At 66.7% G+C, this 24630-nt stretch carries 16 protein-coding genes and 1 other RNA gene; 4 read left to right on the top strand and 13 right to left on the bottom strand.

The window, feature by feature from the left end; all coding sequences use genetic code 11:
- The 7 genes from IPG63_02460 to mraZ all read right to left on the bottom strand — a co-directional run bounded on the left by IPG63_02460 (position 1) and on the right by mraZ (position 7484).
- Positions 1 to 1083: a phospho-N-acetylmuramoyl-pentapeptide-transferase gene (locus IPG63_02460; GenBank protein MBK6726115.1), complete on the bottom strand. Its 1083-nt coding sequence runs from the start codon at positions 1081 to 1083 to the stop codon at positions 1 to 3.
- Positions 1073 to 2440, bottom strand: a complete 1368-nt coding sequence (locus IPG63_02465; protein MBK6726116.1) for a UDP-N-acetylmuramoyl-tripeptide--D-alanyl-D-alanine ligase — start codon at positions 2438 to 2440, stop codon at positions 1073 to 1075. Before IPG63_02465 ends, IPG63_02460 begins: the two co-directional genes overlap by 11 nt.
- Entirely contained in the window at positions 2437 to 3900 is a 1464-nt protein-coding gene (locus IPG63_02470) for a UDP-N-acetylmuramoyl-L-alanyl-D-glutamate--2,6-diaminopimelate ligase (protein MBK6726117.1), read from the bottom strand. Before IPG63_02470 ends, IPG63_02465 begins: the two co-directional genes overlap by 4 nt.
- A gap of 2 nt (positions 3901 to 3902) precedes the next feature.
- Entirely contained in the window at positions 3903 to 5636 is a 1734-nt protein-coding gene (locus IPG63_02475; GenBank protein MBK6726118.1) for a penicillin-binding protein 2, read from the bottom strand.
- 173 nt (positions 5637 to 5809) lie between these two features.
- Entirely contained in the window at positions 5810 to 6052 is a 243-nt protein-coding gene (ftsL, locus tag IPG63_02480) for a cell division protein FtsL (protein ID MBK6726119.1), read from the bottom strand.
- A gap of 23 nt (positions 6053 to 6075) precedes the next feature.
- Positions 6076 to 6993, bottom strand: coding sequence for a 16S rRNA (cytosine(1402)-N(4))-methyltransferase RsmH (gene rsmH / locus IPG63_02485; protein MBK6726120.1), 918 nt, complete (start codon positions 6991 to 6993; stop codon positions 6076 to 6078).
- Between the two features lie 44 nt (positions 6994 to 7037).
- Positions 7038 to 7484: a division/cell wall cluster transcriptional repressor MraZ gene (gene mraZ, locus IPG63_02490; protein MBK6726121.1), complete on the bottom strand. Its 447-nt coding sequence runs from the start codon at positions 7482 to 7484 to the stop codon at positions 7038 to 7040.
- A 308-nt stretch (positions 7485 to 7792) separates the two neighbouring features.
- On the opposite strand from mraZ, the gene IPG63_02495 reads away from it, so the two are divergent.
- Complete coding sequence (locus IPG63_02495) at positions 7793 to 10111, top strand: glycogen-debranching protein (protein MBK6726122.1); 2319 nt, start codon at positions 7793 to 7795, stop codon at positions 10109 to 10111.
- 96 nt (positions 10112 to 10207) lie between these two features.
- Here IPG63_02495 and rnpB read toward each other — a convergent pair.
- Positions 10208 to 10560, bottom strand: an RNA gene (rnpB, locus tag IPG63_02500) — RNase P RNA component class A.
- Positions 10561 to 10849: 289 nt separating this feature from the next.
- Between rnpB and IPG63_02505 the strand changes: the two genes are divergently transcribed.
- Positions 10850 to 12118, top strand: coding sequence for a DUF4832 domain-containing protein (locus IPG63_02505; protein ID MBK6726123.1), 1269 nt, complete (start codon positions 10850 to 10852; stop codon positions 12116 to 12118).
- A gap of 86 nt (positions 12119 to 12204) precedes the next feature.
- Here the strand turns inward: IPG63_02505 and IPG63_02510 are convergent, their stop codons facing one another.
- The 5 genes from IPG63_02510 to IPG63_02530 all read right to left on the bottom strand — a co-directional run bounded on the left by IPG63_02510 (position 12205) and on the right by IPG63_02530 (position 18325).
- A complete protein-coding gene (locus tag IPG63_02510; protein MBK6726124.1) occupies positions 12205 to 12693 on the bottom strand; it encodes a hypothetical protein in 489 nt (162 codons plus the stop codon).
- A gap of 117 nt (positions 12694 to 12810) precedes the next feature.
- Positions 12811 to 14223: a dihydropyrimidinase gene (hydA, locus tag IPG63_02515; protein ID MBK6726125.1), complete on the bottom strand. Its 1413-nt coding sequence runs from the start codon at positions 14221 to 14223 to the stop codon at positions 12811 to 12813.
- Between the two features lies 1 nt (position 14224).
- Positions 14225 to 15694 carry an NCS1 family nucleobase:cation symporter-1 gene (locus tag IPG63_02520; GenBank protein MBK6726126.1) on the bottom strand — a complete coding sequence of 490 codons (1470 nt, stop codon included), beginning with the start codon at positions 15692 to 15694 and terminating at the stop codon, positions 14225 to 14227.
- On the bottom strand, positions 15694 to 16959 hold the full coding sequence (preA, locus tag IPG63_02525) for an NAD-dependent dihydropyrimidine dehydrogenase subunit PreA (protein MBK6726127.1): 1266 nt from the start codon (positions 16957 to 16959) through the stop codon (positions 15694 to 15696). The genes IPG63_02520 and preA overlap by 1 nt, the downstream gene beginning before the upstream one ends.
- The gene (locus IPG63_02530; GenBank protein ID MBK6726128.1) at positions 16952 to 18325 is read right to left on the bottom strand and encodes an NAD(P)-dependent oxidoreductase; all 1374 of its coding nucleotides are present in this window, start codon (positions 18323 to 18325) and stop codon (positions 16952 to 16954) included. Before IPG63_02530 ends, preA begins: the two co-directional genes overlap by 8 nt.
- Before the next feature lie 185 nt (positions 18326 to 18510).
- Between IPG63_02530 and IPG63_02535 the strand changes: the two genes are divergently transcribed.
- Complete coding sequence (locus tag IPG63_02535) at positions 18511 to 21963, top strand: S8 family serine peptidase (protein MBK6726129.1); 3453 nt, start codon at positions 18511 to 18513, stop codon at positions 21961 to 21963.
- Between the two features lie 127 nt (positions 21964 to 22090).
- Entirely contained in the window at positions 22091 to 24619 is a 2529-nt protein-coding gene (locus IPG63_02540; GenBank protein ID MBK6726130.1) for a hypothetical protein, read from the top strand.
- Positions 24620 to 24630: the final 11 nt, after the last annotated feature.

Raw genomic sequence — 24630 nt, forward strand, 5'->3', positions numbered from 1 at the left:
TCAGCGCACCTTCAGGGTCGCGAGACCGAGCAGCACGAGCACGACCGAGATGATCCAGAAGCGCACGATCACGCGCGGCTCCGGCCACCCCTTGAGCTCGAAATGGTGGTGGATGGGTGCCATGCGGAAGACGCGCTTGCCGGTGAGCTTGAACGAGGCGACCTGGAGCATCACCGACAGCGTCTCGATCACGAAGATGCCGCCCATCAGCACCAGCACCAGTTCCTGGCGCGTGATCACCGCAACCGCGCCGAGCACGGCACCGACCGAGAGCGCGCCGACGTCGCCCATGAACACCTGTGCCGGATAGGTGTTGAACCACAGGAAGCCGAGTCCGGCACCACCGAGCGCAGCACAGAAGATCGCGATTTCGCCGGCGCCCGGGATCGACGGAATACCGAGGTAGTCGGCGAACACGGCATGACCCGACACGTAGGCAAACACGCCGAGCCCGGCCGAAACCAGCACCGTCGGCATGATCGCGAGCCCGTCCAGGCCATCGGTCAGGTTCACCGCATTCGAGAACCCGACCATCCAGAAGTAGGCGATCACCACGAAACCGAAGCCGAGCGGCAGCGCGAAGTCCTTCAAGATCGGCAGGTACAGCGTGGTTGCCGCCGGCACATCGGCGGTCCAGTACAACCACAGCGCCGCAGCCAGACCGAACAGTGATTGCAGCGCGTACTTGTAGCGCGCGATCAGGCCGCGGCTGTCCTTCAGCACCAGCTTCTTGTAATCGTCGATGAAACCGATCAGGCCGAAGCTGACCAGCACGAACAGCAGGATCCAGATGTAGCGGTTGCGCAGGTCGGCCCACAACAGCGTGGCGCTGGCGACTGCGAACAGGATCAAGGTTCCGCCCATGGTGGGCGTGCCGGCCTTGGAGAAGTGCGACTGCGGGCCGTCGTCGCGGATGGTCTGGCCGACCTTGTACGCGGCGAGCTTGCGGATCATCGGCGGGCCGATGATCAGCGAAACCACGAGCGCGGTAATTGCCGCGAGGATCGCGCGCAGCGTCAGGTACCCGAACAGGTTGAAGCCGCTGAAGTAGGGTTTCAGCAGCTGGAACAGCTCAAGCAGCATGACTGCCTCCAGTCGCGGGTGGGAGAAGTGCGTTCGCGACGCGGTCCATCGCGGACGAACGCGAGCCCTTGGTCAACACGGTCACACCGGCCACGAGATCGATGCGCAGCGCCTCGATCAGGTCCTGCTGGTACTCGAAATGATGTGCACCTGCGCCGTAACCGTCACAGGCATGGCGCGACAGTGCGCCGACCGCATACAAGCGCTCGATGCCGCGTTCGCGCGCATAGGCACCGACACCGCGATGCAGGCTCGGTGCCTCCGGCCCGAGCTCCTTCATGTCGCCGATCACCAGCCAGCGTGGTGCCGGCTGCGCGCGCAGGGTGTCGATCGCGGCGCGCATCGACGCCGGATTGGCGTTGTAGCTGTCGTCGATCAACAGGGCCCCGTTCGCGAGCGGCTTGCGCACCAGGCGACCGCTGATCGCAGTCGCGGTCTCGAGGCCGAGACGGACGTGGTCGAGCGATGCCCCCGTGGTCAGCGCGAGCGCAGTGGCCGCCAGCGCGTTCATCGCGTTGTGGCGTCCCGGCAGCGGCAGGGTGATGCTCAGACTTCCGGCCATGCTGTCGATGACCAGGCGCTGCGAAGACGCCTCGCTGGTCAGGATCTGACCGCGCACGTCGGCGGCGCGGTCGAGCGCGAAACTGATCTGCGCGCGCTTGCCGGCCAGACTGCGGAAGCAGTCGGCGAACGCATCTTCGCCATTGATCACGGCGATGCCATCCGAAGGCAGGGCGGCATACAGCGCACCCTTGGTCTCGGCAACGTCGCGCATGCTGCCCATGCGCTCCAGATGCGCCGCTCCGACATTGTTGACGATGCCGACCTGCGGCGCGGCGATGCGCGCCAGATAGGCGATGTCGCCGGGTTTCCCGGCACCCATCTCGCAGACGGCAAACTCGGCCTGCGCATCGAGCGCACACAGCGACAGCGGCAGGCCGATCTCGTTGTTGAGATTGCCGGGATTGACATGGCATCGGCCAGCACGTGCCAGGATCGAATGCGTCAGCGTCTTCAACGTGGTCTTGCCGTTCGAGCCGGTGATGCCGATCACGCGAGCGCGGCAACGCGATCGCCAGACACGCGCGATCTCGCCCAGCGCCTGCTCGGCATGGGCGACCACCAGCTGCGGCAGGCTCGTGTCGAGCATGCGCTCGACCACGGCAGCGGCTGCCGCGCGCGCAGCCACGTCGGCGACATAGTCATGGCCGTCGACACGTTCGCCGCGCAGCGCCACGAACAACTGGCCGGCCTCGAGCTTGCGCGAGTCGCTGGCCACGCCGCTGAATTCCCGGTCGCTGCCGTGCAGGCGCGCGCCGATGGCCTGGGCGAGTTCGGACAGGTGCATCCGGATCATGCGACCTCCTTCAGCAACCCGGCCGCGACCTGCAGGTCGTCGAACGGATGCTTCATGCCGTCGATCTCCTGGTAGGGCTCGTGGCCCTTGCCGGCGATCAGCACGACATCGTTGGCCGCGGCCATGGAGAGGGCGAGCGCGATCGCCTTGGCGCGGTCGCGCTCGAAGCGCACTGCCTCGGGTAGGACGAAGCCCTTGCGGATGTCAGCGACGATGGCATTGCCATCCTCGCGACGCGGATTGTCGTCGGTGACGATCACCACATCCGCCTTCTGTTCGGCCAGCGCCGCCATCTGCGGGCGCTTGCCAGCGTCGCGCTCACCGCCGCAACCGAACACCACGAGCAAGCGTGCGGCGGCGTGCTCGCGCAACGTCGACATCGCCTTGTCGAGTGCATCGGGCGTGTGCGCGTAGTCGACGACGACCAGCGGCCTTTGACCGTCACCACCAAGACGACTCATGCGCCCGGGCACGGGATCAAGCTGCGACAGCGCCTTCGCGATGCGCGATGCCGGCCAGCCGCGCGCATGCAGCACGCCGGCAACTCCAAGCAGGTTCGCGACATTGAAACGACCGATCATTCGGGTCGCGACGGCAAGCCGCTCGGCCTCGATCCACAAGGTGAAGCGCAAGCCACTGGCATCGGCATGCACGTCGCTGGCATGGACTTCGACGTCCTGGCGACTGCAGCCGGTACGGATCACGCGCACGCCAGCGCGAATCCGATCCGCCAGAGTGGCACCAAACGCGTCGTCGACATTGACCACTGCCGCACGCAGCGACGGCCAGGCGAACAGCTTCGCTTTTGCGGCGCCGTACGCTGCCATGCTGCCGTGGTAATCGAGATGATCGCGCGTCAGGTTGGTGAACACCGCGATCTCGAAGTCGAGACCATCGACACGGCCCTGGGCGAGCGCATGCGAGGTCACCTCCATCGCGATCGAGCGGGCGCCTTCACGATGCATCGCGGCGATTGCCGCATGCACGGCGAGCACATCCGGCGTGGTGCGTTCGCCGGCGGTAATGCGGCCGTACAAGCCCGTGCCGAGCGTGCCAATGGTGCCGCAGCTCTCACCGGCGGCGCTTAGCGCCTGCGCGATCATCTGCACGCTCGAGGTCTTGCCGTTGGTGCCGGTGACGCCGATCAGGCGCAGGTCTGCCGCCGCGCCGTCATGGAAGCGGCGTGCGATTGCACCAAGGCGAGTGCGCAATTCGTTGATCACCACCACCGGCACGTCGAGTTGCACGATGTCCGGCAAGGGCGCTTCGGCGAGCACGATCGCGGCGCCGCGGGCGACCGCTTCGGCCGCGAACTCGATGCCGTGGCGCTGCGTGCCGCGCAATGCGACGAAGGCGCAGCCCGGGGTGATGGATTTCGAATCCAGCGACAGCTCGCGGATCTCGCGGTCGAGCCCCGGAGCGATCTCCATCATGTCGCGCAACAGGGCGGACAGGCGCATGCTCATGGCATCACCCCTTCCGCGAACTGCGCCGGCGTCGGCACATCGGCGGCGATCAGCTGCGGCTGCAGATGGTCGGGGGCGATGTTCAACAGGCGCATCGCGTCGTCCATCACCCGACCGAACACCGGCGCCGCAACCAGGCCACCGTAATAGGCCCCACCGCGCGGATCATTCACCACCACTACCGCGGCCAGGCGCGGCCTGAACACCGGGATCACGCCGGCGAAAACACTCACGTAACGACTGTCGTAGCCGCCGGCGACGGCACGCCGCGCGGTACCGGTCTTGCCGGCGACACGATAGTTCGGCACCGCCGCCTTGACTGCGCTGCCACCCGGGCCAGTCACCGTCTCGAGCATCCGCAGGACATCCTCGGCAATGCCCGGATCGAGCAGCGAGCGCGGCTCGATGGTCGGCTGGTCACGCACGAAGCGCGGCGTATGAAGGCGGCCGCCGTCGGCGAGTGCGGCATAGGCCTGGGCCATCTGCAGCGCGTTCACCGAGAGTCCGTAGCCGTAGGAAAGCGTTGCCTTCTCGACCTGACCCCAACCTCCCGGATCGGGCAAGGTGCCGGTGGATTCACCCGGAAAACCGCTCCCGGTCAATGTGCCGAAACCGAAACGGTGGAAGACGTCGTAGAGGTGGTCGTTGTCGAGCTCCAGCGCGATCTTGGTCGCGCCGACATTGCTCGATTTCATCAGCAGGCCGCCGAGGTCGATCTGGCCGAAGTTGCGGATGTCGCGCACCACGTGGTTGCGCACCTGCAAGGTTCCGGGGTAGGTGTCGATGATGGTGTCCGGCTTGAACTTGCCGCTTTCGAGCCCGGCCGCGACGGTGAACGCCTTGACCACCGAGCCGGGCTCGAACAGGTCGGTGACGGCACGGTTGCGCCGCGCAGCGATGTCGCCGTTGCTGCGCGCATTGGGATTGAACGACGGGTAGTTCACCATCGCCAGCACGTCGCCACTCTGGATGTCGAGCACGACCATCGAACCGCTGCTCGCCGAGTGCTCGAACATCGCCGCCTTCAGTTCGCGATAGGCGAGGTACTGGATGCGGCGGTCGAGGCTGGTCGCGAGCATGCGGCCGGGTTCGGCGGCGCGAATCTCTTCGACGTTCTCGACGATCTCGCCACGACGATTCTTGATTACGCGCTTCACGCCCGGCGTGCCGAGCAGCTGTGCGTTGTAGGCGAGTTCGAGGCCTTCCTGGCCGGCGTCGTCGACATCGGTGACGCCGAGCACGTGCGCGAACACTTCTCCGCCCGGATAGAAGCGGCGATATTCGCGCTGACCGTGCACGCCGGGAATCTTGAGCGCCAGCACCGCCTCGGCCTGGTCCGGTGGCAGATGGCGCGCCAGATACATGAACTCGCGCGCGCGCCGCTCGTGGATGCGCGCGCCCAGTTCGCGCGCGTCCGCGTGCATTGCCTGCGCCAACTGCGCCACGCGCGCCGGATCTTCGAGCAGGGTTTCCGGGTGCAGCCACAGCGAGATCATCGGCGTCGAGATCGCCAGCGGCTCGCCAAAGCGGTCCGTGATCATGCCGCGCGAGGCCGGCACCTCGATGTCGCGCAGGAAACGCGCGTCACCCTGGTCCTGGTAGAACTCGCGCTTCAGCACCTGCATCTGGAACGCGCGCGCCACCAGCGCGAACGCCGACAGACCGAGCGCGACCAGCACGAAGGTCAGGCGCAGACGGGGCATCACCGTGGCCGGGCGCACGTTACGCATCGGCGCCTCCCGCTGCGCGGACGGCGGACGACAGCAAGCGCGCGCGTCCCGTTTCCCGGTACGCACGGCGACCCGTGCCCGTCGCGAACGACGTGCCACGGCGGCACACCGGCAGTTGCAAGCCCTGCCGGGTGTTGGCGTGAGATTGCTTCCCCCTCACAGCCACTGCTTCCTCAGTTTCTGATCACCACGGTTTCCGCAGGTCCTGGAAACACCATGCCCAGTTGCCCGCGGGCGATCTGCTCGAGTCGATTTGTGTCGGTCCAGGTCGCCTGCTCGAGCTGCAGTCGCCCAAACTCCGTATTCAATTCGTCGCGCTCGCTCTCGAGCTTCGAGAGCTCGATGAACGCGCGCCGGCTTTGCTGCCGGGCGTGCACGACGCTGATGGCGCTGGCCACACAGGCAACCAGCAACATCACGATCAAAGCAGCACGGGCGCTCATCGCACCCGCTCCGCCACCCGCAACACCGCACTGCGCGAGCGCGGGTTTGCGGACTGCTCTGCCTCACCCGCGCTCACGGACTTGCCGATCACACGGAAACGCAATGCAGCTTCCGGAGCGGGCGGCAAGCCGCGTCGCACCGGCACTCTTTCGGCATCGCCACGCATGAAGCGCTTGACGATGCGGTCTTCGAGCGAATGGAAACTGATCACCGCCAGTCGCCCACCCGCCTTCAATCTCTGCGCGGCGCCTTCCAGCCCCGCCTCGATGTCTTCCAGCTCGCGATTCACCGCGATGCGCAACGCCTGGAAGGTGCGCGTCGCCGGGTGCTTGGCCATCCAGCCGCCACCACCGAGCGCCTTCGCCACCACCGCGGCGAGTTGCGCGGTCCGCGTGATCGGAGCCTCGGCCCGCGCCGCCACGATGAACTTGGCGATGCGCCGGCTCTGCTTCTCCTCTCCGTACGTGAACAACACGTCGGCGATCTCGCGCTCACCCGCCCGCGCGATCCACTCGGCTGCGCTTTCACCCCGGCTGGAGTCCATGCGCATGTCGAGCGGACCGTCCTGCATGAAGCTGAATCCACGCTCGGGTTCGTCGAGCTGTGGCGAGGACACGCCCAGGTCGAGCAACACGCCGTCGAGTCCAGCCGCGGTCGCGTCCCACTCGGCCAGCGTCGCGAAGCTGTCGTGCCGATATGCGACACGGGCATCACGCGCAGCCCAATCGGCCGCGACCCGGATTGCGTCCGGATCCTTGTCCATCACCAGCAGACGGCCGTCCGGACCGAGGCGCGAGAGGATCTCGCCCGCATGCCCACCGCGCCCGAAGGTGCCGTCGAGGTAAACCCCGTCCGGCCGGATCGCGAGCGCCGCGAGCGTTTCGTCCCGCAATACCGGCACGTGCACGCCCATCTGCCCTTCCTGCTTTCCGACGTCGCGTTTACGCGCGCCGCCGCTCACAAGCTCAACTTCGACATCTCGGGGGTGACCGCGCTCTCGCCGATCGTCATCGCGATCTGGCGCGGGTGCGCTTCTTCCGCCCACAACTCGAATTTCGATCCCATGCCGAGCAGCACGGCGTTCTTGCCGAGCCCGGTCGCCGTGCGCTGGCTCGCCGGCACCAGCACCCGGCCGTTGCCGTCGACATCGACGTGACAGGCGGCACCGACCAGCTTCAGCTGCAGGTTGCGGTGCGCAGCCACGGTGCGCGTCAGGCTGTTCACTTCGTCGCGGACCTTTTCCCAGTCGCGCACCGGCAGCAGCCACAGGCAACCCTGCTCGAACGGGTTGTAGGTAAAGACCAAGCGATTCCCGCACTGGGACGCAATCAGCTCGCGATGGGCCGTCGGAATGGACATCCGGCCCTTGTCGTCGATGGTGATGGCGGTCTCGCCCTGGAACATAGATCCCCACAAAAACCCACGGAATTCCCGTTTTTCTCACGGGAACCCACCTTAGACCCGCGACTGGAGCGCGTCAAGAACTGTGGACGGGATTTTTTGGGAGCTTTGCCAGGCACTTCCGGCGCAAAGGATTCGCTGCGTCGCAGCAAGATCCGGCGTCGGATGAATACGTTTGCAGTCTGTGACCAAGTCGGTGCAGGCGGATGATCGCCGCCTATAGTCGGTTCCGCCCGCAACGCGACCGGCGAGACACCGGCGCCCGCGGTTTCCGTCATGTCATGCGCCGTCCCTGGGGAGGGAGTAGCCCGATGTTCACGTCCATCCGAATGGCGCGCCGCCTGGCGCTGGCCATGCTGGTCCTGCTGTGCGCCGTGTTTCCGGCGCAATCCGCGATCAACACGCTGCAACTCGGCGCGAAGTACGACGCGACCGCGGCCAACATCGACTTCAAGGTGTTCTCGTCGCGCGCCACTCGCATCGAGCTGTGGATCTACAAGACGCCGGCGGGTGCACAACAAGTCGTGCGTTACGTGATGAAGAAAAACGCCACAACGAATGTCTGGTCGAAGACGGTCAGCGTCGCGACCCTGCGCAACAGTTATGGCGTGACCGGCACGGTCTACTACGGCTTCCGCGCCTGGGGCCCGAACTGGCCGTACCACAGCAGCTGGAGCAAGGGCAGCAGCATCGGCTTCCTCAGCGATGTCGATGCGAATGGCAATCGCTTCAATCCGAACAAGCTCCTGCTCGACCCGTACGCGCGCGAGATCAGCCAGGACCCGAACACGCCAACCTGCCTCGACGGCACCGTCTATGCGAGTGGTGCCAGCCATCGCCACAAGGACAGCGGCACCTGCGCACCGAAGGGCATCGTGCTCGCCGCCGCCAGCGGTTCCATCGGCAGCAAACCGACACGCGCGTTCAAGGACGACATCGTCTACGAAGTGCATGCGCGCGGGCTGACCATGAACGACACCGCGGTCGCGGCGAACCTGCGCGGCACCTATGCCGGTGCGGCGACCAAGGCCGCCTACCTCGCCAGTCTCGGCATCACCGCGGTCGAATTCCTGCCGGTGCAGGAAACCCAGAACGCGACCAACGACGTCGACCCGAACTCGGACAGCGGCGACAACTACTGGGGCTACATGACCCTGAACTACTTCGCGCCGGATCGCCGCTACGCGTCCGACAAGAGCGCCGGCGGCCCGACGCGCGAATGGCGGGCGATGGTCAAGGCCTTCCACGATGTCGGCATCAAGGTCTACATCGACGTCGTGTACAACCACACCGGCGAAGGCGGTGCCTGGGGCGGCAGCGACGGACTCACCGTCTACAACCTGCTGTCCTGGCGCGGTCTCGACAATCCGACCTACTACTCGCTGACCAACGACAAACAATATTCCTGGGACAACACCGGCGTCGGCGGCAACTACAACACGCGCAACGGCACCGCGCAGAACCTGATCGTCGACTCGCTTGCCTACTGGCGCGACACGCTCGGCGTCGACGGCTTTCGTTTCGACCTGGCCTCGGTGCTCGGCAACAGCTGCGAACATGGCTGCTTCAACTTCGCCAAGATGGACGCGAACAACGCGCTCAATCGCATCGTGCGCGAACTGCCGCCGCGCGCTGCTGCCGGCGGCAGCGGCATCGACCTGATCGCCGAACCGTGGGCGATCGGCGGCAACTCGTACCAAGTCGGCGGCTTCCCGAGCGGCTGGATCGAATGGAACGGCAAGTTCCGCGACGACCTGCGCAAGAAGCAGAACCAGCTCGGGCTCGAGACAGTCACGATGGGCACGCTGGCCTCGCGCTTCGCCGGGTCCTCCGACCTTTACGGCGACGACGGCCGCAAGCCATGGCACTCGGTCAACTTCATGGTTGCGCACGACGGCTTCACGCTCGCCGATCTGTACGCCTACAACAGCAAGCAGAACAACCAGCCCTGGCCGTATGGGCCTTCGGACGGTGGCGAAGACCACAACCTCAGCTGGGACCAGGGCGGTGTCGCCAGCCTGCAGCGCCAGGCAGCGCGCACCGGCATGGCCTTCCAGCTGCTTTCAGCCGGCGTGCCGATGTTGACCGGTGGCGACGAGATGCTGCGCACCCAGTTCGGCAACAACAACACCTACAACCTCGACTCGGCCGCGAACTGGCTGCTGTGGACGCTGGACGCGCAGGACCAGGACTTCAAGACCTACACCCAGCGCCTGATCGCGTTCCGCAAGGCGCACCCGGCCCTGCGTCCGCTGAACTTCTATTCGGCCGCCGATGGCAATGGCAACGTGATGGAGCAGCTGCGCTGGTTCAAGCCCGATGGCGGTGTCGCCGATGCGGCCTATTTCAACAGCAGCTCGAACCACGCGATCGCATGGCGCATCGACGGCAGCGAGTTCGGCGATCCGGCGAGCGCGATCTATGTCGCCTACAACAGCTGGTCGAGCCAGGTGAATTTCACCCTGCCCTGGCCCGGCGCCGGCAAGCAGTGGTATCGCGTGACCGACACGTCTGCCTGGAACGAAGGCGCGAACACGGTCGTGTCGCCCGGCTCGGAAGCGCTGATCGGTGGCGAGTGGACCAGCTACGGCCTGCAAGGCCGCGCGCTGCTGGTACTGATCGCGAAATAGCGAGCCAACCTTTGTGGGTCCAGCTCTTGTGGGTCCAGCTTCAGCTGGACGCTCTTCGCGAGAGCGTCCGACTGAAGTCGGACCCACGAAAGACAAGTGCGAAGCCGGCCGATAAGCCGGGTCCTGTCGTGGACCGTCATTCCTCTGGGCAACGTGTCACCACGCGCCTCAAGCGATCTACCCGGGAACACGACGGGCCGCCGTATCGTTCCCCTATTTGATCTTGCTGCGGATGGGGTTTGCCGTGCCACGCGGCGTTGGCCCCGCGCGCGGTGCGCTCTTACCGCACCGTTTCACCCTTACCACGCACACCTTGCGATGCCGTTCGGCGGTTTGTTCTCTGTTGCACTTTCCGTCGGCTCTCGCCGCCCAGACGTTATCTGGCACCCTGCCCTGTGCAGCCCGGACTTTCCTCGATGCTTGCGCACCGCGACGGTCTGGCCGACTTCGCGCGGGCAGTGTAGCGGCGAATGCGAAACAGCGACTGACCAAACGATTCGGGTGCGCGCCTGCCGCTAGCATCGCGCCACCGCGATCCGGACCCCACCATGGCCTCACTTCCCCTGGTTGCCACTGTCGCCCTGTTCGCGGCCACCGCCGCATCGGCCGCGGTGTTCACGCCACCGCGCAGCGCCGACGACCTCTCGAACCCGCACAAGGGTTTCCTGCTCTGGGGCACCACCTTCGCCCAGGATGGCGGCGTCGACAACTTCCACGGCGCGCACCTGTACCACGTACGTGCCCTGGCGCGAAGTGGAGAGCGCCGACCAGGTGTTCGACTGGACGCTGTTCGAGTCTCGCCACATCGACCCGATCGTCGCCGCCGATCCCGCAGCGACCTTCGTGCTGCGCCTGGTCGCCGACTATCCCGACGGCAGCGCCAGCGGCATCGACCACTACTACACCGGTGGCAGCAACACCCGCGACTACCCGCTGTTCCTGGAACAACCGCCCTGGTCGATCGCCGGCGTCAACTACGCCAGCTGCGACGGCGACGGCCCGGGCCGAGCCCCCGACTGGAACGATCCCGACTTTGCCACCCAGGCGGCGCAGCTGGTGGCCGCACTCGCCGACCGCTACGACGGCGACGCGCGCATCAGCGCGATCCAGGTCGGCCTGCTCGGACTCTGGGGCGAGTGGCACCAGAGCGGTTGCGAGGCACTCGCACCCGGCGATGCGGTGAAACTGGCGGTGCGCGACGCCTACGTGCAGCAGTTCGCGCAGACACCGCTGCAGACGCGCTATGCGCGCAGCATCGACGTCGGCGACAGCGGTTTCGGCTTCCACGAGGACTACTTCCCCTCGTTCACCGCGTCCTGCTCGCGCTACGCCCCACCGCTGCCGCTGTGCGACGACAGCGGCGACTGGAACCTGGAGTACGCGCTCACCCACCAGTCGCCACAGGCGCGCGACAACTGGCGCGTGAATCCGATCTCGGGCGAGAGTCCGCTGCCAGCGCAGCAGGACGTCTGGGTCACGCGCCAGGCGGTGATCGAAGACCTGATCGCGGCTTACCACCTGAGTTTCCTCGGCCCGGCCGGAAAGCACGAACAGGCCGGAAACGGCGCAGCGATGGCCGCGCTCAAGCGGCGCCTCGGTTACCAGTTGCACCTGGATCGGGTCGAAGTGCCGGACCCCTGGCCGGTGGGCAGCGCCATGCCGATCGCACTGACCCTGGCCAACAGCGGCTCGGCGCCGCTTTACCATGACTACCGCCTGCGGCTGGAACTTCTGGATGGCGGATCCACCGTGGTGGCCACCTGCGCCCTGGCCGACGACCTGCGCACACTCCTGCCCGGCCCCAGCGCGGTACTCAACGCGAGCTGCACGCTGCCGGCTGCGCTCGCGCCCGGCTCGTACGCGCTGCGCGCGGCCGTGATCGCGACCGCACCCGCGCGCCCGCCGCTACTGCTGCAGAGCAGCCCGCGCGACCCACAGGGCCGCGTGCAGTTGGGAGCAGTGACGCTGACCACCTCGTCGACCCTGTTCGCCGACGGCTTCGAGTAGGGTCGCACGCGAAAACGGCCCGCATCCCTGCAGGCCGTCGTTCACTCGATGCCCTGAGAGCGGCGTCCCGCCGCGATTCCCGTCACTCAGATGCGGAAGAAGCGGATCAGCCCGAGCAGCACGGCGCGCACCGGTCCCGGTGCGGTGGCGGCATCGATGGTGGTGCCATTCACGACCAAGCTGCCGGAAAGATTCACGCTCTCGTCGTTGCGAACCACTTTCAGGTCGACGAAGGCGATCGTGAGTTGCTGCGGGGCTCCCCCGGTACTGCTGGGGGGGTTGCCCGACAGCACCAGCTGGCCGTCGTAGGTGACCGTGACGAGTTCGCCGTCGCGGGCGACTTCCTGGGTCATGGTGCCGTCGGCGTAGCGGTTTTCATCGCGCGGGTGAAAGCTGGTGAACGTTGCCTCGGCGATACGGCTGCCGCTCTCCGGTCCGAGCGCACCAGCCGACTCGATCACGGCGCTGCCGTTCCAGTCGTCGCGGATGGTGGTGTTGCGTTCGAAACTCAGGCCGGCGCTGGCGGCCATCGACACGGCGCCAAGCGCCAGTGCAAACAGGGTCTTCTTGAACATGACGGTCTCTCCGATAGTGGTCAGTGGGGAAACCGCCGTGGCCAGCGGTCGGCTTCGAATCACCACAACGCGGGAGTTTCGGATCGGTTGACAGGGCAGCCGATCGGGCTTGCACGCTTATCCGCTCCGCTTCCTCACCGCCTCGTAATAGGACCCGTTCGTTGGCCGCGGCAGGTAGCGGCCGTAGCCGCGGCGGGCGCGCAGGTCGCCGTTGATCCAGGCGAGATGGCCGCGGGTGAAGGTGTGGGTGGCGACGCCTTGCACGGTGCGGCCTTCGAAGATGTTGTAGTCGACGTTCTGGTGGTGCGTTTGCGCCGAGATCGTGCGCGAGCCGTTCGGGTCCCAGAGCACCAGGTCGGCGTCGGCGCCGACGCGCAGCGAACCCTTCTTCGGATAGAGGTTGAAGATCTGCGCCGCGTTGGTGCTGGTCACCTTCACGAACTCGTTTGGTGTCAGCCGGCCGCTGTTCACGCCGTAGTGCCAGAGCACCGACATGCGGTCCTCGATGCCGCCGCAGCCGTTGGGGATCTTGGTGAAGTCGTCCTTGCCGGCGGCCTTCTGCGGGGCGCAGAAGCAGCAGTGGTCGGTCGCCGTCGTCTGCAGATGGCCCGCCTGCAGACCCTGCCACAACGCGCGCTGGTGTTCCTTGGCGCGGAACGGCGGGCTCATCACATGCGCGGCGGCGCGGGTGAAATCGGTATCGCGATAGACCGAGTCATCGATCACCAGATGTCCGGCCAGCACTTCGCCGAAGACGCGCTGGCCTTCGTTGCGCGCGCGCGTGATCGCCTCCAGCGACTGCCGTGCCGAGTTGTGCACGATGTACAGCGGTGCGCCGAGCACTTCGGCGATGCGGATCGCGCGGTTCGCGGCCTCGCCTTCGACCGCCGGCGGTCGCGACAACGGATGCCCTTCCGGACCGGTGATGCCGCGCGCCAGCAACTGCTTCTGCAGGCGGAACACCAATTCGCCATTCTCGGCATGCACGGTCGGCAGCGCGCCGAGTTCGAGGCAACGGGTGAAGCTGTTCACCAGCACCTCGTCGTCGCACATGATCGCGTTCTTGTAGGCCATGAAGTGCTTGAAGCTGGACACGCCGTGTTCCTGCGCCAGCGTGCCCATGTCGCGGTGCACCGACTCGTCCCACCAGGTGACGGCAACGTGGAAGGCGTAGTCGGACGCTGCCTTCTCGGCCCAGCCGCGCCAGGTCCGGAATGCTTCCATCAACGACTGCTTCGGTGCCGGGATCACGAAATCGATGATGCTGGTGGTGCCACCGGCCAGTCCTGCCGCGGTGCCGCTGTAGAAATCCTCGGAGGTCACCGTGCCCATGAACGGCAACTCCATGTGCGTATGCGGATCGATCCCGCCCGGCATCACGAGTTGCCCACCGGCATCGATCACCTGCGCGCCGCTCGGCGCCTCCAGGTTTTCACCGACCGCCGCGATCACGCCACCGCGGATCAGCAGGTCACCACGCACGCTCAGCTCGGCATCGATCAGTGTGCCGCCACGAATCAGGGTGTCCATGTCACTTCTCGCGCTTGGTCAACAGAAGATAGACAGCCGCCGCAACGATCAGCCCGACGAACCACGCGTACGCATAGATCGCATCGAAGATCGCTGGCAACGAGTCGACGAAACCGGCGGCTTTCAGGAACCCCGGCAGGTTCGGCAATACGCCGAGGATCAAGGCGAGGAACGCGACCGGGTTGTAGCCGCTGCGGTAGCTGTAGCGGCCGCCTTCCTTGAACAGTTCTTCGCTGTCGAGCTCGGTGCGGCGGATGATGAAGTAGTCGGCGAGCATGATGCCGGCGATCGGACCGAGCAGGGCCGAATAACCGATCAGCCAGGTGAAGATGTAGGCGCCGGTGGTCTCGAGCAGCTTCCACGGGAACATCGCGATGCCGATGCCGGCGGTGATGTAGCCGCCCATCTTGAACGAGATCCGACGCGGGCTGAGATTCGAGAAACCGTTCGCGGGCGCGACCACGTTGGCGGCGAGGTTGGTGGTGATGGTTGCGAGCACCAAGGCGAACAGCGCCAGGATCACACCCAAGCCACCCATGCGTTCGGTCAGCTTGACCGGGTCCCAGATCGCTTCGCCGTAGATGATCACCGTCGCCGAAGTGACGGCGACACCGACGAAGGCGAGTGCGGCCATCGGAATCGGCAGGCCGAGCGCCTGGCCGATCACCTGGTCGCGCTGGCTGCGCGCGAAGCGGGTGAAGTCCGGGATGTTCAGCGCCAGTGTCGCCCAGAACCCGACCATCGCCGTCAGCGACGGCCAGAACACGCTGAAGAACTGACCCTCGCGTTCACCACCGGGCGCGAATTTCGAAGGTGTGGACAACATCGGCCCGAAGCCGTCGGCGCGATCCCAGGCCCAGTAAAGCAGCGCGCCGCACATCGCGATCAGCACCGGCGCCGCCCACAACTCGAGCCAGCGGATCGACTCGGTGCCGTTCTTGATGAACCACACGTGCAGCAACCAGAACGCGAGGAAACAACCGGTCTGGCCGGCATCGATGCCGAGCACCGGCAAGGGATCTCCGTCGAGCGCATTGAAGGTCAGGAGGTTCGCGATCGCGTAGATCGCGGCGCCGCCGACCCAGGTCTGGATGCCGAACCAGCCGCAGGCGACGAGGCCACGCAGCAGCGCCGGCACCTTCGCGCCGCGCGTGCCGAACGAGGCGCGCAACAGCACCGGGAACGGAATGCCGTGTTTGGTGCCGGCATGGCCGATCGCGATCATCGGGACCAGCACGATCAGGTTGGCCAACAGGATGGTGCCGACCGCCTCCTTCCAGGACATGCCCTCGCTGACCAGGCCGGCGGCGATCATGTACGCCGGCACACACACCACCATGCCGACCCACAGCGCCGCGATCGCCTTCCAGTCCCAGGTGCGATCGTTCTTCGCGGTGGGCATCAGGTCGGTGTTGATCAGATCGAGACTGACCGGCGGCTCCCTGTCGAAGTCCATCGCCTTCGCACGCATCAGGCCTTCTCCGCCATCGGGTTGTTCGGGTGCGTGGTCCAGTTCTGGAACGAGCCGTCGTCGACGCGTTGCATGGTGATGCAGTCGTCGACCGGGCAGACATGCATGCACAGGTTGCAGCCGACGCATTCGTCGTTGTCGACCTCGAAGTGGCGCTGGCCGTCCTTCTCGCGCCGGATCGCCTGGTGCGCGGTGTCCTCGCAGGCGATGTGGCAGAGCCCGCACTGGATGCACAGGTCCTGGTTGATCAGCGCCTTGATGTCGTACTTCAGGTTCAGGAACTTCCAGTCGGTGACATTGCGGATGGCACGACCGCGGAAGTCCTCGATGGTCTTGTAGCCCTTGCTGTCCATCCAGTTCGACAAGCCGGTGATCATGTCTTCGACGATGCGGAAGCCGTAGTGCATCGCGGCGGTGCACACCTGCACGTTGCCGGCACCGAGCGCGATGAACTCGGCCGCGTCGCGCCAGGTCCCGATGCCGCCGATCGCACTGATCGGCAGGCCGGCGGTTTCGGGATCACGGGCGATCTCGGCGACCATGTTCAGCGCGATCGGACGCACCGCCGGGCCGCAGTAGCCGCCATGCGTGCCCTTGCCGTCGACGGTCGGTGTCGGCGCCATCCGATCGAGGTCGATGCTGGTGATCGAGTTGATGGTGTTGATCAGCGACACCGCATCGGTGCCGCCTTTCTTCGCGGCGCGCGCCGGCCAGCGGATGTCGGTGATGTTCGGCGTCAGCTTCACGATGCAGGGCAGCTTCGAATACTGCTTGACCCAGGCCGCGACCATCTGGATGTACTCGGGCACCTGCCCGACCGCCGCGCCCATGCCGCGCTCGCTCATGCCATGCGGGCAGCCGAAGTTGAGTTCGACGCCATCGGCACCGGTGTCTTCCACCATCGGCAGGATCGAGCGCCAGCTCTGCTCGTCGCAGGGCACCATCAGCGAGACCACCATCGCGCGATCCGGCCAGTCGCGCTTGACCTGGCGGATCTCGTCGAGATTGACCTTCAGCGGCCGATCGCTGATCAGCTCGATGTTGTTGAGTCCGGCGATGCGCTGGCCGTTCCATTGCACCGCGCCGTAGCGCGAACTCACGTTCACCACCGGCGGATCGAGGCCGAGCGTTTTCCAGACGACGCCGCCCCAACCCGCCTCGAAGGCGCGGATCACGTTGTAGGCCTTGTCGGTCGGCGGCGCCGAGGCCAGCCAGAATGGATTCGGCGACCGGATGCCGACGAAGTTGCTGCGTAGATCAGCCATGTTGCACCTCGCGGTCGGCGGTCAGGTGGGCGTGGATCGCGGCTGCGGCATGTTTGCCATCGGCCACCGATTGCACGGTCAGGTCGGTCTTGCCGCCGACGCAGTCGCCACCGGCCCAGACGCCGGCAAGGCTGGTCGCGCCGTTCGCGTCCACGGCGATGCGGCCCTTCTCCAGCCGCAGCAGATCGATGCCACCCTCGTTCAGGCCATCGGTCAGTAGCACCTGGCCGATGGCCTTCAGCAGCAGGTCGGCCTCCAGATCGAAGTATTCGCCGCAGCCCTGCAAGCGGCCGTTGCCATCGATGCGGGTGTGCTCGAAGCGAATGCCCGCGAGCACGCCGTGGCTCGACAGCAGCTCGGCCGGTTGCGCACAGTGGATCACGTGCACGCCTTCCGCGGTCGCAAACGCCTGCTCGTGGTCGGTGGCGCTCATCGCCTCGGCGCTGCGCCGATAGACCAGGGTGACGCGCTCGGCGCCCAAGCGCTTGCTCTGCACCGCGGCGTCGATGGCGGTGTTGCCGCCGCCGATCACGACCACGCGCCGCCCGACCGGCACCGTCGACTTGTCCTCGGCCTGGCGCAGTTCCTCGATGAAGTCCACCGCATCGCGCACGCCCGGCAGGCGCTCGTCGCCGACGCCCATGGCATTGACGCCAGCCAGGCCCATGGCCAAGAACACCGCATCGAAATCGCGGCGCAGTTGCGACAGGGCGATGTCGCGTCCCAGCGCCTTGCCGTGGTGCACGCAGATGCCGCCGATCGAGAGCAACCACTCGACTTCGTGCTGCGAGAAATCGACGACCTTGTAGGCAGCGATGCCGTACTCGTTCAACCCGCCCGATTTCGCGCGGGCCTCGAACACTTCGACCTCGTGACCGTGCATCGCCAGCGCATGCGCGCAGGACAAGCCGGCTGGGCCGGCGCCGACCACGGCGACGCGCTTGCCGGTGGTGGCGGCGCGCGTGAACAGCGACACGCGGTCGCGGATCACCCAGTCGGTCGCATAACGCTGCAGGGCGCCGATCTCGACCGGCCTCTCTTCGGGCGCATTGCGCACGCAGTCGCCTTCGCACAGGATTTCGGTCGGGCAAACGCGCGCACACTGGCCGCCGAAGATGTTGGCGTCGAGAATCTTGTGCGCCGCGCCGCGCAGGTTGTCGGTGCTGATCGCGCGGATGAAGCCCGGGATGTCGATCGCGGTCGGACAGGCCTGGATGCAGGGCGCATCAAAGCAGAAGTGGCAGCGACTGGCCTCGATCAGCGCCCGTTGCCGGTCGAGCGGTGGCGACACGTCGGAGAAGTTCCTTGCAAGCTGCGTCGGGTCGAGCCGACCTGCCGCGATGTCCCCGGTTTCCTTTCTGGCCATGATCCCTCCGCAATGGCAAAGACCGGTTTTATTCGCATTGCGGGCACGGCGCAAGCCAGTCACCGCGCCACCGGCAAGCAATCGGGATGCGTGTGGAAGCTGCAGCCGGAAACCCGGGCCAGCGGCCGCTTCACAACCTGTCTACAATCCGCGTCCGCTTTGCCGACACTACCGGGGGTCTTCCGATGAACCGATTTCCATTGCGCGCACTGAGCGCCGCGCTTGCCAGCTGCATGCTGACCGCGACCGTCGCGGCGCCGCTCGACGTGGTGACGCGCACGCGCACCGCCGCGCCGCTGCCCGAACAGTACGCGCAGGCGCGCGACCCGAAATTGCTGGCGCTGGCCGCCGGCATCTTCGATCCGACACGCGAGGCGCTGCGCCATCCGCTGGCAACACTGCACCTGCCCGGCGCCAGCCGTTACGCGATCGTGCAATTCGCCGAACACGCGCGCCCCGACGCGAGCTGGCTGGCCGCACAGGGTGCGCGCATCGTCGGCCACGTGCCGAACAACGCCTATCTGGTTGAGGTGGATGGCGCGGTGCGTTCCGTGCTGCAGAGCGACGCGCGCATCCGCTTTGTCGGCGACTGGAAGCCCGACTACAAGATCGCCGACGGCATCGATACCGGCGCCGAGGAAACCGTCGCACTGAACCTGCTGCTGTTCCGTGGCGAGCCGGCGCAGGCGCTGCTGTCGACGGTGATCGTGCTGACCGGCGACCTGCAGCCGCTGGTGCAGGAACTCGGCGCCTTCCCGTCGCTGCGCGTCCGCCTGCCGCGCGCGCGTCTGGCCAGCAGCATCGCTGCACTCGCAGCAATGGACGAGGTGCAGTGGATCGAACGTTTCGAGTACCCGCAGCTGCACAACGCCAGCGCGGTGTGGCCGATCCAGGCCAACACCACGGCTGGCGCCAATCCGATCGGCAACGCGCCGATCTGGCTGCATGACATCACCGGCACCGGGCAGATCGTCGCGGTCGCGGACTCTGGCCTGGACCGCAACGAAGGCTGGTTCAACCGCTACGACCCCGGCACCGGCCAGACCATCAGCTACACCAATGCCGAGAACACCACGCCGCCGACACCCGGCACCGTGTCCGCGACACGCAAGGTCTACGGCTACTTCGTGATGCCGGGCGCCACCGGCTACGACAACACTGCCACCTGCCCCGGCGGCAGCCCGACCAGTTTCCACGGCACCCACACCTCCGGCACCGTCGCCGGCGACGCCGGAACCGCGGCCACGCCGACCAATCCCAACTACGGCACCGGCGATGGCATGGCGCCGAATGCGCAACTGCTGTTCCAGGACATCGGTCACGACACCACCGGTTGCCTCTCCGGCGCCGGCGGCGTGCCGATGTTCGAACAGGCGCGCAACAGCGGCGCCTTCGTGCACAGCAATAGCTACGGCTCTGGTTACAGCGGCGCCTACTCCAGCAGCGACGCCGAAGTGGACCAGACGCTGTGGCAGCACGACGACATGCTGATCGTGTTCTCGGCCGGCAATGACGGCTCCGCCGCCACCACGATCGGCCACCCGGGACACGCCAAACACGCGCTCACCGTCGGCGCGCTTGGCTCGGGCAATTCCACCACGGTGGCCTCGTATTCCTCGCGCGGGCCGACCAGCGACGGGCGGCGCAAGCCCGACATCATGGCGCCGGGCACCTTGACTTCGGCGGCCGGCAACACCGAGAACAGCAACCCGCCGGCCAACCCGGAGCAAGCGAACACGGCGATCATGTCCGGCACGTCGATGGCCACCCCGGCCGTGGCCGGGGCCGCCGCGCTGATGCGTCAGTACTTCAGCGACGGTTTCTATCCGACCGGCACGCGCAACCCGGCCGATGCGCGCAAGCCGCTCGGCACCGAGATGAAGGCAATGCTGACCAATGGCACCGCGATGATCGCAACGGCGCCGAGCAACAACTACGGCTGGGGTCGCATCTGGCTCGACAACAATCTGTATTTCGGCGACGAGAGCGGCAGCCGCGACCTGCGCAGCTTCGCGCGGCCACAGGCGCTTGGCCTCACCACCGGCGAGCAGCATGAGTACTCGGTACAGGTGAACGCCGGCCAGGAGTTCCGCGCCACGCTCGCGTGGTTCGATCCGCCCGGCACACCGGGCGCGGCCGGCACCGCACTGGTCAACAACCTCGACCTGGAGGTGGTGCAGGGCGCCAACCTCTATCGCGGCAACGTGATCACCGGCAGCGGCGCCAGCGCCAACTCGACCACCGGCGGCAGTGCCGACGCCCTCAACCCGCTGGAACAGGTGCGCTTCACCGCGCCGACCGCGGGCGTGTACACGGTGCGCGTCAAGGCCAGCGCCGTGCCGGGTGATGGCCAGCCCGGCGCGAATCGGCAGGGCTATGGCCTGGCCGTTTCCAGCGCGCAATGTGCGACCGCGGTGACCACGCCGCCAGCCAGCGTCAGCGCCACCAATAACGCGGGTGCAGTGGACGTGACCGCGGCCGTCGTGGCCGGCGCCAGCGGCTACCAGCTCTATCGCAGCAACGGCACCTGCGCCACTGCAACCGCAGCCGACTTCCAGCTCGCCGGTCATGGCGTCGGGACCACCCTCACCGACAACCTGACCCAAGGTGGCTACAACTACGCCTACAAGGTGCGTGCGGTCGACGCCTGCGGCGAAGGCCCGATCAGCACCTGCGCCGACGTGCTCTCCACCGCCATTTGCACCCTGCAGCCGACCTTCGACCAAGCGAGCGTCAGCACCAGCGCGCTCGTGCCCGGCGACTGCGGTGTGCGCGTGCAGTGGAGCGAAGGCAGCAACCAGTGCCCGGCCACCAGCGGCCTGCGCTACAACGTCTACCGCTCCACCGACCCGCTGTTCGTGCCCGGCCCGGCGAACCTGCTGGCTAGCGCCGTGCTCGGCAGCGAATACATCGACACGACCGCAGCGGCGTTGACCACCTACCACTATGTGGTCCGCGCCGAAGACAACACCACCGGCAACCCCGGCCCATCCGGCGGCAACGAGTCGAGCGGCAGCCGCCGCGTCAAGCACACGCCCAACTCCGGCACCTTGGTCGTGGGCACCTTTAGCGACGGCGCCGACTCGCCGTCGTTCATGACGCTCGGCACGCCCTGGTCGATCAGCAACGACCGCTTCGCCACCGGCAGCTACAGCTATCGCAGCGCTGCGGACGGATCGACCAACTACAACGCCGACACCTGCGCGGCGATCACCACGCCCACCATCCAGCTGCAGGCCGGCACCTCGGTGCTGACCTACAAGGCGCGCTACAACCTGGAAACGAACTGGGACGGCGTGGTCATGGAAGTGTCCACCAACGGCGGCGCGTTCACACCGCTCGCGCCCGATGCCGGCTATCCGTCGAGCTTCTCGCAAACCCAGACGCCGCCGATCAATGCCTGCGGCTACCCCACCACCCAAGGCGCGTTCTCGGGCGATACCAGCAACGCCTTCCAGACCTTCACCCACACCTTCAGCGGCGGAAGCCCGCGCAACGTGCAGATCCGCTGGCGCTTCTCCTCCGACCCGGGCACCGAGGAAGAGGGCTTCTACCTCGACGACCTGCAGATCACCAACGCCAGCACGCCCGGCATGTGTACCGCCGGCATCTACCTGTTCGGCGACGGCTTCGAGTAGTTGCGCCGCAGGGTCGCCGCGCTGCCTGCGGCGACCCTGCCGGTTTTTTCGCCCGAATGCGTTCTCGTCGAAACCCGGGCTAGGATTCGGCCCCAGACCTTCCTTGGCTGCGACTCCAGCAACTCCTATGTCCGACCGCCCCCTGCTTCGCCTCTGCACCCTGATCGCAGCGATCACCGCCCTCCCGGCCGCCGCCGCCCCGCATGGGGATTCGCGCGCATTCGACGCCGAACTCGCCCTGCACGTCCCGGCCCGACCCGAGCAGTCGCTGTGGTTGCGCCAGCAGTGGCTGAGCGCGCCGAAAAGCATGGCGGCAAGCATCGACCCGGCCGCGGCAACGAAAGCCGCCACGCGCGATGCAGACCTGAACCACGAGGCAGCCCAGATCGATGTCTGGCTTCGCCTCAACGCCGGCACGCCGCCGCCCGAGCAATGGCGTCGCAACGCCGAGCGCCGGCTGGCGCTCTCCGGCGCCGCGAAGTCCACGGGATCCTGGAGCGCGCAAGGGCTTGGCATCGTCAATGCGAACACCACGCCGCGCGCAGCAGGTGCGCTGATGGACGTGCGCTACGCCTACGACCATGCCGCGAGCAAGCGCGTGCTCTACGCCGGCGCACTCGGCGGCGGCCTGTGGAAACAGGCGGACTTCTTCGGCGGCCACATCTGGATTCCGCTGACCGACACGCTGCCCGGCTCCACCGGTATCGGCGGCTTCTGGGTCGACCCGACCGACTCGAACTGGCTGATCGTCGGCACCGGCGTCGGCGGCGGCCGCTACAACGGCACCGGGCTCTACCGTTCCACCAACGGCGGCAACACCTGGACGCTATTCACCCCGGACGGACTGAGCCCGGGCACCTACTACAAAATCGCCGGCGACCGCTTCAAAACCGGCACGCTCTATGCCTGCACCGACATCGGCTTCTTCCGCAGCCGCAACTACGGCGGCAGCTGGACGCGCGAACACACCGGCGCCTGCTCCGACTTCGCGCAGGTCTCCGGCGCCGCCGGCGACAACGACGGGGTGATGCTGCTCGCGCTCTGGGGCGGAACGATCCAGTACGCGCCGGTGGACACGCTGCCCTTCGACTGGGCAACCGCGAATATCGCCGGCATCACCGGCGGCAGAGACCGCATCACCCTGGCCGGACCGGCCAATCGCGGTGATTCGCCCTACGTCTATGCCATGGTCACCGACGGCAATCAAAACTCCAACGGCGTCTTCCGCAGCAGCGCCTACGGCATCGCTGCCTGGAGCAAGATCTCGGGCGCGATCAACTTCGGTGGCGTCATGGGATTCCACGCCAACGCGGTCGAAGTCCATCCGGACAACCCGGACATCGTCGCCGCTGGCATGGTCGACGCCTGGCTGACCGAGAACGGCACCGCTGCCTCGCCCGTCTTCGAGCAGATCGTCAGCAATCTTTCCGACCACACCGACTTCGAGTTTGTGCCGACATCGGTCGCGCCCGGCAACACCCGCGTGGTGCTGGCCAACGATGGCGGTGTCTACGTCTACGACTACGCCACCAACGCGGTCGATGCCAGCGAAAACGCACTCGCCATGAACGTGCAACTGGTGATGGCCAACACCGCCGCGATGAACCAGTCGCTGAAGAACCGCAACCTGGTCGCTGCCGGTCTATGGGACACCGGCTCGGTGCTGCTCGATCTGGGGCAAGCCGGAGCCAACCGCGTGCGCTATCTCACCGGCGCCGACGGCGGCGCGATCGGGCTCAGCTCCGACAACGCCAACGAGATGGCCGCCAGCTTCGGTGCGCAATGGTCGCGCTGGTGGTCGCGCGATGGCGGGACCAGCTGGCAACAGAACGACGCCGGCTGTGCCGCGAACACGCTGGATACACCGATGACCTCGCCCTGGGGCATCGCGCTCGAACCCACACCCGGTTATGGCCAGCGCGTCTACACCTACTCCTCGCGCGTGGACTACGGGACCAATACTTCGCTCGATGCCAAGATCTGGCGCCGCTCGATCAGTGCCGACCCTTCCTGCAGCGGCTGGTCCGTGTTGCACGCCGGCAACCTGCCGGCCGACTTCTGGGGCAACGGGCCGGGCGACTGGGTGAATCTGTCCGTGGCCAACAACAGCGGTGCGGACGTGGTCTACGTCAACCGCGTCGGCAGCAACCGCGTGCTGGTGCTCACCGGCGCTGCGCCGAACATGACCATCAACGTGCGCTCGCCCACCGTGGGCAGCATTCCCGCAGCCGGATCGACTTCGCGCCTGCAGGCCGACCGCAATCCCGGCCGACCAAACAGCGCCTACTTCGCGATGGCGCAGTTCGACGCCACCATCCGCCTCGCCGTCACCCACGACGCCGGGCTCAACTGGACCTCGGCTACCGGCGACATCAACAGTGTCGCCACCGGCGAAGCACCGCAGGAACTGATCGCGAGCTCGCTCGATCCGCGCCAGCTGTGGCTCGCGACCGCCGGCGGCGTGTATCAGAGCGATGACAGCGGCGCGCACTGGACCCCGGTGATGCAGGGCCTGCCCGCAACGCTGCTGGTCACGCAACTCGAATACGACCCGACGCAGAGCCCGCCGCGCCTGATTCTCGGCAGCTACGGCCGCGGCTTCCATACCCGCGAGTTCGCGCTTCCTGCGGCGCTGTTCGCGAATGGGTTCGAATAAACGCCTCCTCG

It is taken from the genome of Lysobacterales bacterium, assembly GCA_016703225.1.
Classification (GTDB): Bacteria; Pseudomonadota; Gammaproteobacteria; order Xanthomonadales; family Ahniellaceae; genus JADKHK01.